The sequence below is a fragment of the Burkholderia sp. SRS-25 genome (assembly GCF_004343765.1).
In the GTDB taxonomy this organism is placed as follows: Bacteria; Pseudomonadota; Gammaproteobacteria; order Burkholderiales; family Burkholderiaceae; genus Burkholderia; species Burkholderia contaminans.
Genome location: NZ_PTXM01000045.1, coordinates 17,262 through 31,922, shown reverse-complemented (window position 1 = coordinate 31,922; position 14,661 = coordinate 17,262). Strand labels below are relative to the sequence as shown.

At 64.3% G+C, this 14,661-nt stretch carries 12 protein-coding genes; 6 read left to right on the top strand and 6 right to left on the bottom strand.

Annotation, left to right across the window (positions count from 1 at the left end; all coding sequences use genetic code 11):
- Positions 1 to 209: 209 nt before the first annotated feature.
- The 3 genes from ettA to gcvA all read right to left on the bottom strand — a co-directional run bounded on the left by ettA (position 210) and on the right by gcvA (position 3,389).
- Positions 210 to 1,877, bottom strand: a complete 1,668-nt coding sequence (gene ettA, locus C5O79_RS37550; RefSeq protein ID WP_131932295.1) for an energy-dependent translational throttle protein EttA — start codon at positions 1,875 to 1,877, stop codon at positions 210 to 212.
- 205 nt (positions 1,878 to 2,082) lie between these two features.
- A complete protein-coding gene (locus C5O79_RS37545; protein ID WP_122473534.1) occupies positions 2,083 to 2,391 on the bottom strand; it encodes a DUF3761 domain-containing protein in 309 nt (102 codons plus the stop codon).
- 80 nt (positions 2,392 to 2,471) lie between these two features.
- A complete protein-coding gene (gene gcvA, locus C5O79_RS37540; protein ID WP_046544843.1) occupies positions 2,472 to 3,389 on the bottom strand; it encodes a transcriptional regulator GcvA in 918 nt (305 codons plus the stop codon).
- A gap of 192 nt (positions 3,390 to 3,581) precedes the next feature.
- Here gcvA and C5O79_RS37535 point away from each other — a divergent pair, with 192 nt between their 5' ends.
- The 3 genes from C5O79_RS37535 to gabP all read left to right on the top strand — a co-directional run bounded on the left by C5O79_RS37535 (position 3,582) and on the right by gabP (position 7,136).
- Entirely contained in the window at positions 3,582 to 4,901 is a 1,320-nt protein-coding gene (locus C5O79_RS37535; protein WP_122473535.1) for an MFS transporter, read from the top strand.
- Positions 4,902 to 4,982: 81 nt separating this feature from the next.
- Complete coding sequence (locus C5O79_RS37530) at positions 4,983 to 5,327, top strand: MmcQ/YjbR family DNA-binding protein (RefSeq protein ID WP_046544845.1); 345 nt, start codon at positions 4,983 to 4,985, stop codon at positions 5,325 to 5,327.
- Positions 5,328 to 5,744: 417 nt separating this feature from the next.
- A complete protein-coding gene (gene gabP, locus C5O79_RS37525; RefSeq protein ID WP_046544846.1) occupies positions 5,745 to 7,136 on the top strand; it encodes a GABA permease in 1,392 nt (463 codons plus the stop codon).
- Between the two features lie 179 nt (positions 7,137 to 7,315).
- Here the strand turns inward: gabP and C5O79_RS37520 are convergent, their stop codons facing one another.
- From C5O79_RS37520 to ychF, 3 genes are all read right to left on the bottom strand, one after another.
- The gene (locus tag C5O79_RS37520) at positions 7,316 to 7,963 is read right to left on the bottom strand and encodes a DUF4276 family protein (protein WP_081421169.1); all 648 of its coding nucleotides are present in this window, start codon (positions 7,961 to 7,963) and stop codon (positions 7,316 to 7,318) included.
- Between the two features lie 2 nt (positions 7,964 to 7,965).
- Positions 7,966 to 9,198: an AAA family ATPase gene (locus C5O79_RS37515; protein ID WP_081421170.1), complete on the bottom strand. Its 1,233-nt coding sequence runs from the start codon at positions 9,196 to 9,198 to the stop codon at positions 7,966 to 7,968.
- Between the two features lie 201 nt (positions 9,199 to 9,399).
- On the bottom strand, positions 9,400 to 10,494 hold the full coding sequence (ychF, locus tag C5O79_RS37510) for a redox-regulated ATPase YchF (RefSeq protein WP_046544848.1): 1,095 nt from the start codon (positions 10,492 to 10,494) through the stop codon (positions 9,400 to 9,402).
- A 246-nt stretch (positions 10,495 to 10,740) separates the two neighbouring features.
- Between ychF and C5O79_RS37505 the strand changes: the two genes are divergently transcribed.
- The 3 genes from C5O79_RS37505 to C5O79_RS37495 all read left to right on the top strand — a co-directional run bounded on the left by C5O79_RS37505 (position 10,741) and on the right by C5O79_RS37495 (position 14,644).
- Positions 10,741 to 11,919, top strand: coding sequence for a UbiH/UbiF family hydroxylase (locus C5O79_RS37505; RefSeq protein WP_122473536.1), 1,179 nt, complete (start codon positions 10,741 to 10,743; stop codon positions 11,917 to 11,919).
- A 94-nt stretch (positions 11,920 to 12,013) separates the two neighbouring features.
- Entirely contained in the window at positions 12,014 to 12,742 is a 729-nt protein-coding gene (locus tag C5O79_RS37500) for a DsbC family protein (protein ID WP_046544850.1), read from the top strand.
- A gap of 102 nt (positions 12,743 to 12,844) precedes the next feature.
- Positions 12,845 to 14,644, top strand: a complete 1,800-nt coding sequence (locus tag C5O79_RS37495) for a PDZ domain-containing protein (protein ID WP_122473537.1) — start codon at positions 12,845 to 12,847, stop codon at positions 14,642 to 14,644.
- Positions 14,645 to 14,661: the final 17 nt, after the last annotated feature.

The following is a 14,661-nucleotide window of genomic DNA, read 5'->3' as shown; positions in this document are numbered from 1 at the left end:
AGCCAGTCCAGCAGCCAAGTGCTTGAAGTGCCTTGCGATCGAGCAATTCTTCCTCCTGACTTCCTTAAAGTCAGGCGTCAGGTTACGCAATCACCCTCAAACCCTCCACGGTTTCCTGCGATGAACCTTTTTTTGTGCCGCTCCTGAAGCGGCCACTCTCGGCGACCGGCCCCGCGTTGCCGCGGTGCCAGGCACCCGGGACGTGCCGGTCAGCGGCTGATCGGCTTGTAGCGCAGGCGCTTCGGCTTCGAGGCTTCTTCGCCGAGACGCGCGCGCTTGTCGGCTTCGTACTCCTGGTAGTTGCCGTCGAAGAACGTGACCTGCGAATCGCCTTCGAACGCGAGGATGTGCGTCGCGATCCGGTCGAGGAACCAGCGATCGTGCGAGATCACCATCACCGAACCCGCGAATTCGAGCAACGCGTCTTCCAGCGCGCGCAGCGTTTCGACGTCGAGGTCGTTCGACGGTTCGTCGAGCAGCAGCACGTTGCCGCCCGAGATCAGCGTCTTCGCGAGGTGCAGGCGGCCGCGTTCACCGCCGGACAGGTTGCCGACGATCTTCTGCTGGTCGCCGCCCTTGAAATTGAAGCGGCCGATGTACGCGCGCGACGGCGTTTCGTACTTGCCTACCGTCAGCACGTCGGCGCCGCCCGAGATTTCCTCGAACACCGTCTTCGACCCGTCGAGCGCGTCGCGGCTCTGGTCGACGTATGCGAGCTTCACGGTCGGGCCCATCACGACTTCGCCCGAATCCGGCTGTTCCTTGCCGGTCAGCATCTTGAACAGCGTCGACTTGCCGGCGCCGTTCGGGCCGATGATGCCGACGATCGCGCCGGCCGGGATCTTGAAGCTCAGATTGTCGATCAGCAGACGGTCGCCGAACGACTTGCTGACGTTCTTGAACTCGATCACTTCATTGCCGAGGCGTTCGCCGGCCGGAATGAAGATTTCCTGCGTTTCGTTGCGCTTCTGGTATTCCTGGCTGCTCAGCTCCTCGAAGCGCGCGATACGCGCCTTCGACTTCGCCTGGCGGCCCTTCGGGTTCTGGCGCACCCACTCCAGTTCCTTCTTGATCGCCTTCTGGCGCGCCGATTCCGACGCTTCTTCCTGCTTCAGGCGCTCTTCCTTCTGGTCGAGCCAGCTGCTGTAGTTGCCCTTCCACGGAATGCCGTGGCCGCGGTCGAGTTCGAGAATCCACTCGGCCGCGTTGTCGAGGAAGTAGCGATCGTGAGTGACCGCGACCACGGTGCCGGGGAAGCGCACCAGGAACTGTTCGAGCCAGTCGACCGATTCCGCGTCGAGGTGGTTGGTCGGTTCGTCGAGCAGCAGCATGTCGGGTTTCTCGAGCAGCAGCTTGCACAGTGCGACGCGGCGCTTTTCACCGCCCGACAGGTGTTCGATCTTCGCGTCCCACGCCGGCAGGCGCAGGGCGTCGGCGGCCACTTCGAGCTGCTGCTCGGGGCTGCCGCCGTCGCTCGACGCGAGGATCGCTTCGTACTTCGCCTGCTCGGCTGCGAGCGCGTCGAAGTCGGCGTCCGGCTCTGCATACGCCGCGTAGATTTCGTCGAGCTTCTTGTTGGCCTGGAACAGGTCGCCGAGGCCTTCCTCGACGGCTTCGCGCACCGTCTTCGTCGGGTCGAGCTGCGGCTCCTGCGGCAGGTAGCCGATGTTCAGGTTCGGCATCGGCGTCGCTTCGCCTTCGATGTCCTTGTCGACGCCCGCCATGATGCGGATCAGCGTCGACTTGCCCGAGCCGTTCAGGCCGAGCACGCCGATCTTCGCGCCGGGAAAGAACGACAGCGAGATGTCCTTCAGGATCTGGCGCTTGGGCGGCACGATCTTGCCGACCCGGTTCATCGTGAAAACGTATTGGGCCATTTCGGTGTGAAATTCAGAAGTGGTTGAGACTGCCGCGCAGCGCGCGGGCGTGGCGGCGTCGGGTGATTCGGTACGGAGCGTGCCGCGCAGGGCGCGGCGGCGTCGCCGCGTGTCGGCGGCGCGAGCGGCTATTGTACTTCGCCGCCGAGTGTCGCTGACAGCGGCGGGTGGCGGCAGCGGTCGGGACTGGCCGTTCGGCCGGGGGCTACAGCCACGCGGCAACGCCGCTGTGCCCCGAGCACGTGCCGCGCCGGTGACGGCTGAAGCTGTACGTGCCGTCGCGGCAGCGCGCGCTCGCGCCGTCGGGCACGCGGCCCGATTTCGAATGAGCGGGGGCGTGCACGGTGTCGCCGTCGCGGTTGCGATACGTGTCGTGGCGGTCGAGATCGGCTTCGTTGCCGTAGCCGGGCGATGCGTGGTAGGCCTGCGCGGCAGTCGGTAACGCGGCACACGCGACAAAGAGCGCGGCGGACAAGGTCGCGATGCGTGTCGCGCGGCGGAACAGGGCAGGCATGGTCTCTCTCGGTCTGTTGTTATCGGTGTCGGGCCGCATGTTAGCCGATCGGCCGAGGAACCGCGCCGTGAGGGACGGCGCTACGTCGTGCCGGACATCGAAGCCGCGCCATCGGCCAGTGCGGCGTCGAGGATCCATCGGCGGAATGCGGCGACCTTCGGCCGTTCCGCGTGGTGCGGCGGATAGACGAGGTAGTACGCGAAATCGTCGAGCCACGCGACGTCGGCGAGCTGCACGAGCCGGCCGCTCGCCAGCTCGCCGCGCACCATCGCGGCCGGCAGCAGCCCGGCGCCCTGGCCGGCGACGATCGCCTGCAGCAACAGGCCCGAGTCGTCGAACGCGGGGCCGCGCGGCGGGCCGAAATCGTCGATCCGCTGCGCGCCGAACCAGATGTGCCAGCCCTTGCGCTCGGCGTCGTGCAACTGCGGCCAGCCGACCAGCTCGGCCGGCGTCGCCGGCATGCCGAGCCGCGCGACGAGTTCGGGCGACGCGAGCGCGACGATCTCCACCGTCAGCAGGCGCTCGCTGCACAGCCCGATGTAACGCCCGAGGCCATGACGGATCGCGACGTCGACGCCGTCGCGCGAGAAATCGGCCAGTGCGTGGCTCGTGACGACCTGCAGGTCGACGTCCGGGCAAGCTTCCCGAAACTGCGCGAGGCGTGGGACGAGCCACGCGGATGCGAAGAATGGCGTGACGCTCACCGTCAGCACGCCGCTGTCGGCAGCGCCCGACACGCGCTGCGATGCATCGGCGATCTGCCTGAACGCGTTGCGTACCGGCGGCAGGTAGTCTCGGCCGGCGGCCGTGAGCAGGATGCCGCGGTTGACGCGCTCGAACAGCTGCACGCCGAGATGCGTCTCGAGTGTGCGGATCATCTGGCTTACCGCGCCGGGCGTGACCGACAGCTCCTCGGCAGCCGCCTTCACCGACAGGTGGCGGGCGGCCGCCTCGAATGCGCGCAGCGCGTTGAGAGGCGGCAAGCGGGAACGATTCATTCAGTTTTTCTAAATCGAAAGTCCGACGAAATATCGTTTGAGACGATGCGCATGCGCGAGTACCGTTGATGCATCGGATCGCAGGCTTCGCGACTGCCTGTCGGCAGCCGGTGCGATCAACATAGTTCAACTATATCCAAGAGGCAATCCGGACACCGCCCGGCGGCCGGGGAACCTGAGAGGAGCATCGTTATGAACCGCCCGCGCGCATCGCGCGTTTTCTACGGCTGGTACGTGGTGGCGGCCGCGTTTGCAGTCACGTTCGTCGGTTTCGGCAGCGCATACACGTTCAGCGCGTTCGTCGAGTCGCTGCAGCGGGATTTCGCCGCGTCGCGCGGGCAGATCTCGCTCGTGTTTTCGCTCGCCGGCTTCCTGTACTTCGGTTTCGGCATCGTCAGCGGGCCGCTGGCCGACCGCTTCGGCTCGCGGCGGCTTGCCGTCGCGGGGATGCTGCTGACGGGCATCGGGCTCGCGGCTGCCGGTGCCGCGCATACGCTGGTGCAGGTCTATGTCGCGTACGGTCTCGGTGTCGGGCTCGGCGTTGGCTGCGCGTACGTGCCGGCCGTCGGCGCCGTGCAGCGCTGGTTCGTGCGCCGGCGCGGCTTCGCGTCGGGGCTCGCGGTCGCCGGGATCGGCGTCGGTACGCTGGCGATGCCGCCGCTTGCGTCCGCGCTGATCGCGCATGTCGGCTGGCGCGGTGCGTATTTCACGCTGGCCGTGATCGCGGTCGTGATCGGCGCGGGGATGTCGTTGCTGATCGAGAACGATCCGCGCGGGCGGGGGCTGCTGCCGGATGGGGAGGCGGCGCGCGAGCGGGTGGAAGGCGGCGGCGCGAAGGTCACCGGGCGCGATGCAGGCGCCTCGGTGTCCGGCGCGGCAGTGGGCCGCAAGCCGGTTGCGGCTTCGACGTCTGCCGGCGCGACGGTGCGCGAAGCCGTCACGTCGCGTCCGTTCGCGAGCCTTTACGCGGCATGCCTCATCTGCTCGTTCGGCGTGTTCGTCCCGTTCGTTCATCTCGTGCCGTACGCGCTCGATCATGGCGTCTCGTCATCGACGGCCGTGCTGCTGCTTGGCGCGATCGGCGTCGGCAGCACGGCCGGCCGTTTCTTCCTCGGCGGCCTTGCCGACCGCTTCGGTCGCCGCACATCACTGCTCGCGATGTTCGCGGGCATGGCCGTCGCACTCGTCGCGTGGGCTTGCGCAGGCAGCGTCGCGCCGCTTGCGGCGTTCGCACTCGTGTTCGGCGTGTTCTATGGCGGCTGGGTCGCCGTGCTGCCGGCGGTCGTGATGGACTATTTCGGCGGCCGCAACGTGAGCGGGATCATCGGCGTGCTTTATACGAGCGTCGCATTCGGCACGCTGATCGGGCCGACCGCGGCCGGCTTCATCTACGACGCGGGCGGCGGCTATCTCGTGCCGATCCTGGCCAGCGCCGCAGCGAATGCGATCGCCTTCGCGATTGTCGCGACGACAGGGCGTGCGTCGACGGCCGCGCGTGCGGCGCGCGGATAAGCGCACTGCCCACGACACGGCTACGCGAATTCCGGTACGGTGGCCGGATCGTGAACCGAAGGCATCCAGCCGGGAGGCCCCGTGACATTCGACGAAGTTCGGCAGATCGCACTGGCGTGGCGCGGCGTCGAGGAAGGCACGTCTTACGGCACGCCCGCACTCAAGGTGAAGGGCAAGATGCTCGCGCGGCTGCGCGAAGACGGCGACACGCTCGTCGTGAAAGGCGTCGGCCCCGACGAGCGCGCGTGGCTGATCGAATCGGAACCTGACGTGTATTACGTGACGGATCACTACGTCGGCTGGCCAATCGTGCTGGTGCGACTGTCGGCGGCCCGTCCGGACGCCGTGAAAAATCTGCTTCTGCGAGAATGGCAGGCCGTCGTCCCCGCCAAATGGCGTGACGAGATGGCGAACGGCACGCGCTGACGCGCCGCGGGTTGCGGCTGACTGACTCGATGTCGCCGGGCGCTTTCGGCGCGCTCGCGAGTCGCCACGGACGGTACAAGCGTTGCATCGATCGATGTCGATGCAACAAGTGGTTCCATCGAAATTCTTCAATTGGTTCTTAGTGAAGAACCGTTTGGTGCTTACACTCCTTCGCTTCGAAGGCAGCTGACGAAAGCCGACGGAAAGGGCGCACGCGATGCGCCGGCGCCCTGCGTGCCGCATCGCACCCGCAGCTTCGCAGACTGCGTCGCGACCCGTTCCGGAACGGCCCCCGATCCGGCTGCGCGCCTGCAACCATGCAGGTGCCGCATCCGGCACGGCTCAAGAACCACAATCCCCCGTGCTGCCTTCACGCGATACCCGGCCATACCGGAACCGTTTTTTGGAGAGAGACAGATGAGTGGAAGCAACACAGGCCTTGGTACGGGCCTGAAGCAGCGGCACGTGACGATGATGTCGATTGCCGGCGTGATCGGCGCGGGCCTGTTCGTCGGCTCCGGCCACGCGATCGCGGAAGCCGGCCCGGCGTCGATCCTTGCGTATGCGATCGCAGGGGTGCTGGTCGTGCTCGTGATGCGCATGCTCGGCGAGATGGCCGTCGCGCACCCGGACAGCGGTTCGTTCTCCACCTATGCCGATCGCGCGATCGGCCACTGGGCCGGTTTCTCGATCGGCTGGCTGTACTGGTGGTTCTGGGTGCTCGTGATCCCGATCGAGGCGACCGCCGCCGCGACCATTCTCAATGCCTGGTTCCCCGGCGTCGCGACCTGGGTCTTCGCGCTCGGCATCACGCTGGTGCTGACGGTGACCAACCTCTTCTCGGTCAAGAACTACGGCGAATTCGAATTCTGGTTCGCGCTGATCAAGGTTGTCGCGATCGTCGTGTTCCTGTGCATCGGCGGTGCGGCGATCGTCGGCATCATCCCGGCGCCGGCTGTGTCGGGCGTGTCGAACCTGTTCGTGCATGACGGCTTCATGCCGCACGGCGCCGGCGCCGTGCTCGCGGCGATGCTGACGACGATGTTCTCGTTCCTCGGCACCGAGATCGTGACGATCGCGGCCGCCGAATCGGACAACCCGCAACGCCAGATCGTGCGCGCGACGAATTCGGTGATCTGGCGTATCACGCTGTTCTATCTCGGCTCGATTCTCGTCGTCGCGGCCATCGTGCCGTGGAACGACCCGCTGCTGCCGAAGCACGGCTCGTATCAGCGCGCGATGGAGCTGATCGGCGTCCCGAACGCGAAGGCGATCATCGACGTGATCGTGCTGGTGTCGGTCGCGAGCTGTCTGAATTCGGCGCTGTACACCGCGTCGCGGATGCTGTTCTCGCTGTCCAAGCGCAAGGATGCGCCCGCGTTCCTGCACCGCACCGATTCGACCGGCACACCGCGCGCGGCCGTGCTCGCGTCGACCGCGTTCGGTTTCGTGACCGTGATCGCGAACTACCTGATGCCGGAGCAGGTGTTCGGCTTCCTGCTGGCGACGTCGGGCGCGATCGCGCTGCTCGTGTATCTCGTGATCGCGATCTCGCAGCTGCGGATGCGCAAGACGCTCGAATCGACCGGCGCGGACCTGACGCTGCGGATGTGGTTGTTCCCGTGGCTCACGTGGGCGGTGATCCTGTTCATCTGCGGCACGCTGACCGTGATGCTCGTGAGCGAGGATCACCGGATGGAAGTGGGGGCGACGGCCGTGCTGGCGCTGATCGTGTTGCTGGCGTCGTGGCTGAACAAACGTGGTCGCGATGCGCAAGCGAGTGAAGGGCGGCGCGTGTCGGCGACGTGATGCCAATGGGATTGCTCAGGCAAATATTTGCACGACTCGGGTGCTGTATCACGGATACGTATTAGTGTTTTTGCGTGCAGTTAAATTGGAAGGTTAGTCCGAGTAAGAGCATAGATAAATTGCTCTTACTCGACTATTTTTGTTTTCCACTGAAAATTGTTAAGCGCTGTGTTGACTGGTCATTGGGCGACTAAACGTCGTAATCCGTCACGAAATTTGCAAAAGCTCGGGGACAGATTGTCATCAATATCCATATGCGGCCCGATTGTCTCGGCCCACTCGTGCTTGACTTGTCCGGGCAATGGCCATCCTTCCGCTTCGATCGCTGATCGCCCTCCCGGATAAATTGCGTCGGCTAAGAGCTCCCACGTGTCACATACGCTGTCTTGCTCGTAACGCGCAAGCACCTCCTTTTTTGCCTTTGGGTAGGCTGTCAGTAGGGCTGTTCGATCACCGAAGAACCATGCTTCCATTTCCTCTACGGCGAGACGAAACAGTGTGTTCGCAGGTGCCCCGCACTGTGCAGCCAAAGCGTGCAACTCTCGCATGAAGGCCTTGCAGTCTCGACGATCGCTGTCCAAAACCACAACGATTGCGTCAATGCCAGGTGTTTTCCCATATCCGGTAAGAAGTCGCGGCAATTGATTAAGCAGTGCACGCTTGGCCGGATCCGCCTTAGGGGAAAGGTTTGCCGGAAGGCGGCCAATTCCTTTATAGGTGTGGACCCGCCAAGTGTGGGGTTCGCTGTATGTCCCTACAATCTTAGGTAGCAAACTCTCAATCAATTTTGCCCCAGAGCTATCCTCAACAAGTACCTCGATGTGCATTCTTACCTCGCATCAAGGTAGTCGCTATACCAGAGGCCTCCAAGCGGTAACCCCTCGTTCACTAAATTGCGAACTAGTTCGATATCGGAAGCTCGGCGAATCGAGGAGAATCCATCGTCATCCTTTTCCAATATCCAAACCTCTTTGGGTGATAGTGCATCTACAAAGTACGGCTGATGAGTGGTTACAAATATTTGAGGAGCATTCTTTTTTCCTGTTGCATGACTGCGCAATTCGTATGCTAATGAGTCTAGTAGGCGATGGTAAAGGCCGTTCTCTGGTTCTTCGATGCAAATGAAGGGAGGGGGGTCTGGATCCTCCATCAACAAGAGATACGCAAAAATCTTCAGCGTGCCGTCCGACATTTGGCCGGCATAGAATGGGTCGGCGAAAGCGCCATCATTAAATTGCAGGAGGACACGCTTATCCTGCGTGACGGTGGTGCTAATGCTTTGCACTCCTGGGATCTTGGTTGCGATGCGTTCGAGAATCGCTCTAAAGCGGTCTTTATGCTCGCGCTCCATGTATTGAACTACGTTCCCAATGTTGTCGCCATGTACATTGAGGTGACGTTGGGCGCCTGCCGATGGAATTGATCGTGCGGCATCCGGATGAAAGTACGATAAGTACCAACCTTTTAGGAAGTCACGAAAGCGTTTGATGCGTGGGTGCTCTTTAAGAGTACCCAGGGTGGCGATGCCCAGCTGACGGAGGTCAGTTAGCTCGACATCTTCCTGCGCTCGATCTTCTTCGCCACTGGTGGTTTCAACGGCTTCTTCGCCAGCCCATACTTTGCCTATGCCATAGTGGAGCCGTAGGAAAGGGTAGGGACGTCCATGCTTTTGTCCTTTGCGGCGTTGCTTGAGGACCTCTGATTCCACGAAAGGACGGCCGCTTTCATCGAGATTGATGGCGAGCTCGTATGTAATTGGACGCTCGCCCTTCGCTTCTCGGTAGTAAATTTCGAATCTAATTGGTTCATCGGTTCCGAGAGAGCGCATGCGTTCAAAGCCACCGCGCTGCTTTGCATCGCATGCCGTTTCTACGTCTGTCGAAAGGCAGTCTGCGACAAAGCCAAAGGCGTCGAACAGCGTACTTTTGCCAACTCCGTTTCTACCAATCACGACAGTGAATGGAGTGAGCGGGTCACCCTTTTGTTCGGTGGAAAGTTTTCCAAGAGTTACGTCCCGCAAAGCGCGGTAGTTGCGTACGCGGAATCCTTCTATCAATGCCATGTCACGTCCTCTTCTTCTCTAGCGCAATTGATGCTCAGTCGGCTGGTCGTCCTATATCTGCAAAATTGTAGGCGTGTCTGTTGTATAGCGTCCATAAAAAAGCCCTCGGCGCGGTGTCGAGGGCTGAGTTCAATCTAAGCGAACGAGTCGCTCAGGAGGTCGGTGTGAATCGACGCCTCCATGTGAAGCGTCGTCAATCCATTACACGTTGAACAGGAAATTCATCACGTCGCCGTCATGCACGACATATTCCTTCCCTTCCGCACGCATCTTGCCGGCTTCCTTCGCGCCCTGCTCGCCCTTGTATGCGATGAAGTCGTCGAACGCGATCGTCTGCGCGCGGATGAAGCCGCGCTCGAAGTCGGTATGGATCACGCCGGCTGCCTGCGGAGCCGTGTCACCGATATGGATCGTCCACGCGCGCACTTCCTTCACGCCGGCGGTGAAGTACGTTTGCAGGCCGAGCAGCTTGAAGCCCGCGCGGATCACGCGGTCGAGGCCCGGCTCTTCCATGCCCATGTCGGCGAGGAACGCTTCCTTGTCCGCGTCGTCGAGATCGGCGATTTCCGCCTCGATCGCCGCGCACACGGCCACGACCGGCGCATTCTCGCTTTCCGCGTACTTGCGGACCGCGTCGAGGTGCGGGTTGTTCTCGAAACCGTCGTCCTTCACGTTGGCCACGTACATGGCCGGCTTCGCGGTGATCAGGCAGAACGGCTTCAGCAGCGCCTCTTCGTCATCCGACAGCGCGAGGCCGCGCACGGCCTTGCCCTGGTCGAGCTGCGCGCGCACCTTCTCGAGCACCGCGACGAGCTTCGCCGCTTCCTTGTCGTTGCCCGACTTCGCAGCTTTCGAATAGCGCGTGAGCGCCTTTTCGACAGTGCCGAGGTCGGCGAGCGCGAGTTCGGTGTTGATCACTTCGATGTCGTCGATCGGGCTGACCTTGCCGGCGACGTGAATGACGTTGTCGTCTTCGAAGCAGCGCACGACGTGCGTGATCGCGTCGGTTTCGCGGATGTTCGCGAGAAACTGGTTGCCGAGGCCTTCACCCTTGCTCGCGCCCGCGACGAGGCCCGCGATGTCGACGAATTCGACGACGGCCGGCACGACACGCTCCGGCTTGACGATCTCGGAGAGCGCCTTCAGGCGCGTATCGGGCACTTCGACGATGCCGACGTTCGGCTCGATCGTGCAGAACGGGTAGTTCTCGGCGGCGATGCCGGCCTTGGTCAGCGCATTGAACAGGGTGGACTTGCCGACGTTGGGCAAGCCGACGATGCCGCATTTGAGACTCATGGAATCCTTCGGACGGGTAAGGCGGCGCGGCCGGACAGGGCACGGCGGCGCGGGAAAAAAGGGCGGCCGGCGCTTGGGGCGCGGCGGGCCGACGGTCAAAGTTGCTATTGTACCGTGCCGACGCCCCGGATTCCGGGCGGGCGCCGAACGGCCGATGCGGCGGGCCGTCGCGCTGCCGCATCGGCCTGCGATTCTGCTGATTTCCCGCAAAGTCCGGCCGCGTAAGGGTTTGGCCCCGCAGCTATAATGCCCGCCATGACTGCCCACCACACCTTCGACGTCGCCGTGGTCGGCGGCGGGCTCGTCGGCAAGACGGCCGCGCTCGCGCTGACCCAGTCCGGCTACAAGACAGCCTTGCTCGCCCAGCCGGCCACGCCGCGCCCCGCTGATCTCGCATTCGACACACGCGTCTACGCGCTGTCTTCCAGTTCGCAGGCGCTGCTAGAGCGGCTGCGGGTCTGGCAGGCGCTCGATCACAGTCGGCTTGCGCCGGTCTTCGACATGCGCGTGTACGGCGATGCGCACGCGGAACTGCACTTCTCCGCGTACCAGGCCTCCGTACCGCAACTCGCGTGGATCGCCGAATCGTCGCTGGTCGAGGCGTCGCTCGACGCCGCGCTGCGGTTCCAGCCGAACCTCACGTGGTTCGATGCGCGCGCACAGGGTTTCGACGTGCGCGACGACGCGGCCGTGCTCACGCTGTCGTCGGGGCAGGTGCTGGAAGCGGACCTCGTCGTCGGCGCGGACGGCGCGCATTCGTGGGTGCGTTCGCAAATGGGGGCCAAGGTCGAGCGGCGCGACTACCGGCAAACCGGCGTCGTCGCGAACTTCAAGGCGTCGCTGCCGCACCGCGAGACCGCCTACCAGTGGTTCCACGAAGGCGAGATCGTCGCGCTGCTGCCGCTGCCGGACGGCCATGTATCGCTCGTCTGGTCCGCGCACACCGCGCATGCGGACGAATTGCTCGCACTCGATCCGGCGCAGCTCGCGGCCGAAGTCGAGCGCGTGTCGCATGGCCAGGTCGGCACGCTCGACTGCGTGACGCCGGCCGCCGGCTTCCCGCTGGCGCTGCAGACGGTCGACAAGCTGATCGCACCGCGCGTCGCGCTGGTCGGCGATGCGGCGCACCTGATCCATCCGCTCGCGGGGCAGGGGATGAACCTCGGCCTGCGCGACGTCGCGGCGCTTGCCGACGCGATCGCGGGCAAGGAGAGCTTCCGCAACCTCGGTGATACGGTGCTGCTGCGCCGCTACGAGCGTTCGCGCCGCGAGGACATTCGCGCGCTGATGGTCGCGACCGACGGGCTGCAGCGGCTGTTCGCGGTGCCGGGTTCGCTCGCGAAGGCCGTGCGCAACGCGGGCATGGCCTTCGTCGGCGCGCAGCCGCTCGTGAAGCGCTGGCTCGTGTCGGCCGCGCTCGGCTGATCGATCGAACCTTCGGCCGATTCGCCGGTCGGACACGGTTCCGTTACGGCGTACACTGTGCCGTGCACACCGATTGAGCTGAAGGAAGATTTCGATGAAAAAAACGATCCGCATCGCGTCGCTGGCGCTGGCCGTCACGATGGCGACGCTTGGCTGCACCGCGCAGGCCGACCAGACCACCGACAAGCTGAAAGCGACGCTGCAGGCCCGCCTCGGCAGCGATGCGCCGATCAAGAGCGTGTCGAAATCGCCGGTCGCGGGCCTTTACGAAGTAAACCTCGGCTCGCAGATCATCTACAGCGATGCGGCAGGCGACTACGTGCTGCTCGGCGATCTCGTCGACACCAAGACGCACAAGAACCTGACCGACGCGCGCCTGTCCGAAATCAACAAGATCGACTTCGCGAGCCTGCCGTTCGCGAATGCGATCAAGGTCGTCAAGGGCAACGGCGCCCGCAAGATCGCGGTGTTCTCCGATCCGAACTGCCCGTATTGCAAGAAGCTCGAGACGACGCTGCAGTCGGTCGACAACGTGACCGTCTACACGTTCCTGTACCCGGTGCTGTCGCCGGATTCGACCGCGAAGTCGAAGGCGATCTGGTGTGCGACCGACCGCGCGAAAACGTGGGAGGGCTGGATGCTTGACCACCGCGCGCCGTCCGGCGCCGGTACCTGCGATACGACCGCGCTCGACAAGAACCTGGCGCTCGGCCGCGGGATGAATGTCACGGGCACGCCGACGATCTTCCTGCCGGACGGCCGCCGCCTGCCGGGCGCCGTGTCGGCCGACCAGCTCAACCAGGCGCTCGCCTCGAGCAAGTAACCGACACACGCCGGGCCGCATGGCCTGGCCAGCGAGGGGCGCCCGCATCTGCCGGCGCCTCTCTTCGTTTCCGCCACCGTATTCGACCGACCGATTGCCACGATGACCCAGCCGATCCGCTATTCGATTGTTCCGAAAGATCTTGCCGCGCACCTGTTCGAAGTGTCGGTGACGGTCACCGACCCCGACCCCGAAGGCCAGCATTTTTCGTTGCCGGTGTGGATTCCGGGCAGCTACCTCGTACGCGAGTTCGCGCGCAACATCGTGACGCTCGGCGCATTCAACGATGCGGGCCGCAAGGTACGGATCGCGAAGACCGACAAGCACACGTGGCAGGCCGCACCGGTGAACGGCACGCTGACGCTGCGCTACGACGTGTATGCGTGGGACCTGTCGGTGCGCTCCGCGTATCTCGACGAATCGGGCGGCTTCTTCAACGCGACGGCCGTGTTCCTGAGCGTCGCGGGCCACGAGGATGCGCCGTGCGAAGTCGACATCGCGAAGCCGGCCGGTACGGCGTTCCGCGCATGGCGAGTCGGTACGTCGCTGCCCGAGGCGCGCGGCACCAAGCGCTACGGGTTTGGCGCCTACCGTGCAGCGAACTACGACGAGCTCTCCGACCATCCGGTGACGATCGGCGAATTCGCGCTCGCGACGTTCGACGCGCACGGCGTGCCGCACGACATCGTAATCGCGGGGCGCGTGACGCAGCTCGACCTTGAGCGCCTGCGCACCGACCTGAAGCGTGTGTGCGAAGCGCAGATCGCGTTGTTCGAGCCGAAATCGAAGAAAGCGCCGATGGACCGCTACGTGTTCATGACGCTGGCGGTCAGCGACGGTTACGGCGGCCTCGAGCACCGCGCGTCGACCGCGCTGATCTGCAACCGCACCGACCTGCCGGTGAAGGGGCGGCCCGAAACGACGGAAGGCTATCGCACGTATCTCGGGCTCTGCAGCCACGAGTACTTCCATACGTGGAACGTGAAGCGCATCAAGCCGGCGGCGTTCGTGCCGTACGACCTGTCGAAGGAAAACTACACGTCGCTGCTGTGGCTGTTCGAAGGCTTTACGTCGTATTACGACGACCTGATGCTGGTGCGCAGCGGGCTGATGTCGCAGGACGAATATTTCGCGGCGCTCGGCCGCACCGTCGGCGGTGTGCTGCGCGGCACGGGGCGCCTGAAGCAGAGCGTCGCCGAAAGCTCGTTCGACGCGTGGATCAAGTACTACCGCCAGGACGAGAACGCGACCAACGCGATCGTCAGCTACTACACGAAGGGCTCGCTCGTCGCGCTCGCCTTCGATCTCGCAATCCGCGCGCAGACGCGCAACAAGAAGTCGCTCGATGACGTGATGCGCCTGCTTTGGCAGCGCTACGGCCGCGACTTCTACCGCGGCAAGCAGGCGGGCGTCGAGGAAAACGAAGTCGAGGCGCTGATCGAAGAGGCGACGGGCGTTGCGCTCGGCCGCCTGTTCGCCGATGCCGTGCACGGCACGCGCGACCTGCCGCTCGCCGATTTGCTCGCGCCGTTCGGCGTGACGCTCGCGCCCGATGTCGCTAACGGCGCCGCCACGAAGCCGACGATCGGCGCGCGCCTGCGCGGCGGCGCGGATTGCACGCTCGCGGCCGTCTACGAAGGCGGCGGCGCCCATCGCGCGGGGCTGTCGGCTGGCGATACGCTGATCGCCGTCGACGGGCTGCGCGTCACGGGCACGAACCTCGACGCACTGCTCGCGCGCTACCGGCCGGGCGACAAGGTCGAGGTTCACGCGTTCCGCCGCGACGAGCTGCGCACCGCGAAACTGAAGCTCGACGGGCCGGAAGTCGCGCGCTACCGGCTGACGGCGGCTGCGAAGCCGGCTGCCGTATCGAAGGCCCGGGAGGCTTGGCTGAAGGGGTGAACGGTCTGAAGCGGGTA

What these genes read in the sequence shown, in the direction of transcription:
- gabP (WP_046544846.1), top strand. Translation starts at nt 5,745, where the DNA reads ATGAGTGGAAGCAACACAGGCCTTGGTACGGGCCTGAAGCAGCGGCAC.
- gcvA (WP_046544843.1), bottom strand. Translation starts at nt 3,389, where the DNA reads ATGAATCGTTCCCGCTTGCCGCCTCTCAACGCGCTGCGCGCATTCGAG.
- C5O79_RS37535 (WP_122473535.1), top strand. Translation starts at nt 3,582, where the DNA reads ATGAACCGCCCGCGCGCATCGCGCGTTTTCTACGGCTGGTACGTGGTG.
- C5O79_RS37500 (WP_046544850.1), top strand. Translation starts at nt 12,014, where the DNA reads ATGAAAAAAACGATCCGCATCGCGTCGCTGGCGCTGGCCGTCACGATG.
- C5O79_RS37505 (WP_122473536.1), top strand. Translation starts at nt 10,741, where the DNA reads ATGCCCGCCATGACTGCCCACCACACCTTCGACGTCGCCGTGGTCGGC.
- C5O79_RS37520 (WP_081421169.1), bottom strand. Translation starts at nt 7,963, where the DNA reads ATGCACATCGAGGTACTTGTTGAGGATAGCTCTGGGGCAAAATTGATT.
- C5O79_RS37545 (WP_122473534.1), bottom strand. Translation starts at nt 2,391, where the DNA reads ATGCCTGCCCTGTTCCGCCGCGCGACACGCATCGCGACCTTGTCCGCC.
- C5O79_RS37515 (WP_081421170.1), bottom strand. Translation starts at nt 9,198, where the DNA reads ATGGCATTGATAGAAGGATTCCGCGTACGCAACTACCGCGCTTTGCGG.
- ychF (WP_046544848.1), bottom strand. Translation starts at nt 10,494, where the DNA reads ATGAGTCTCAAATGCGGCATCGTCGGCTTGCCCAACGTCGGCAAGTCC.
- ettA (WP_131932295.1), bottom strand. Translation starts at nt 1,877, where the DNA reads ATGGCCCAATACGTTTTCACGATGAACCGGGTCGGCAAGATCGTGCCG.
- C5O79_RS37495 (WP_122473537.1), top strand. Translation starts at nt 12,845, where the DNA reads ATGACCCAGCCGATCCGCTATTCGATTGTTCCGAAAGATCTTGCCGCG.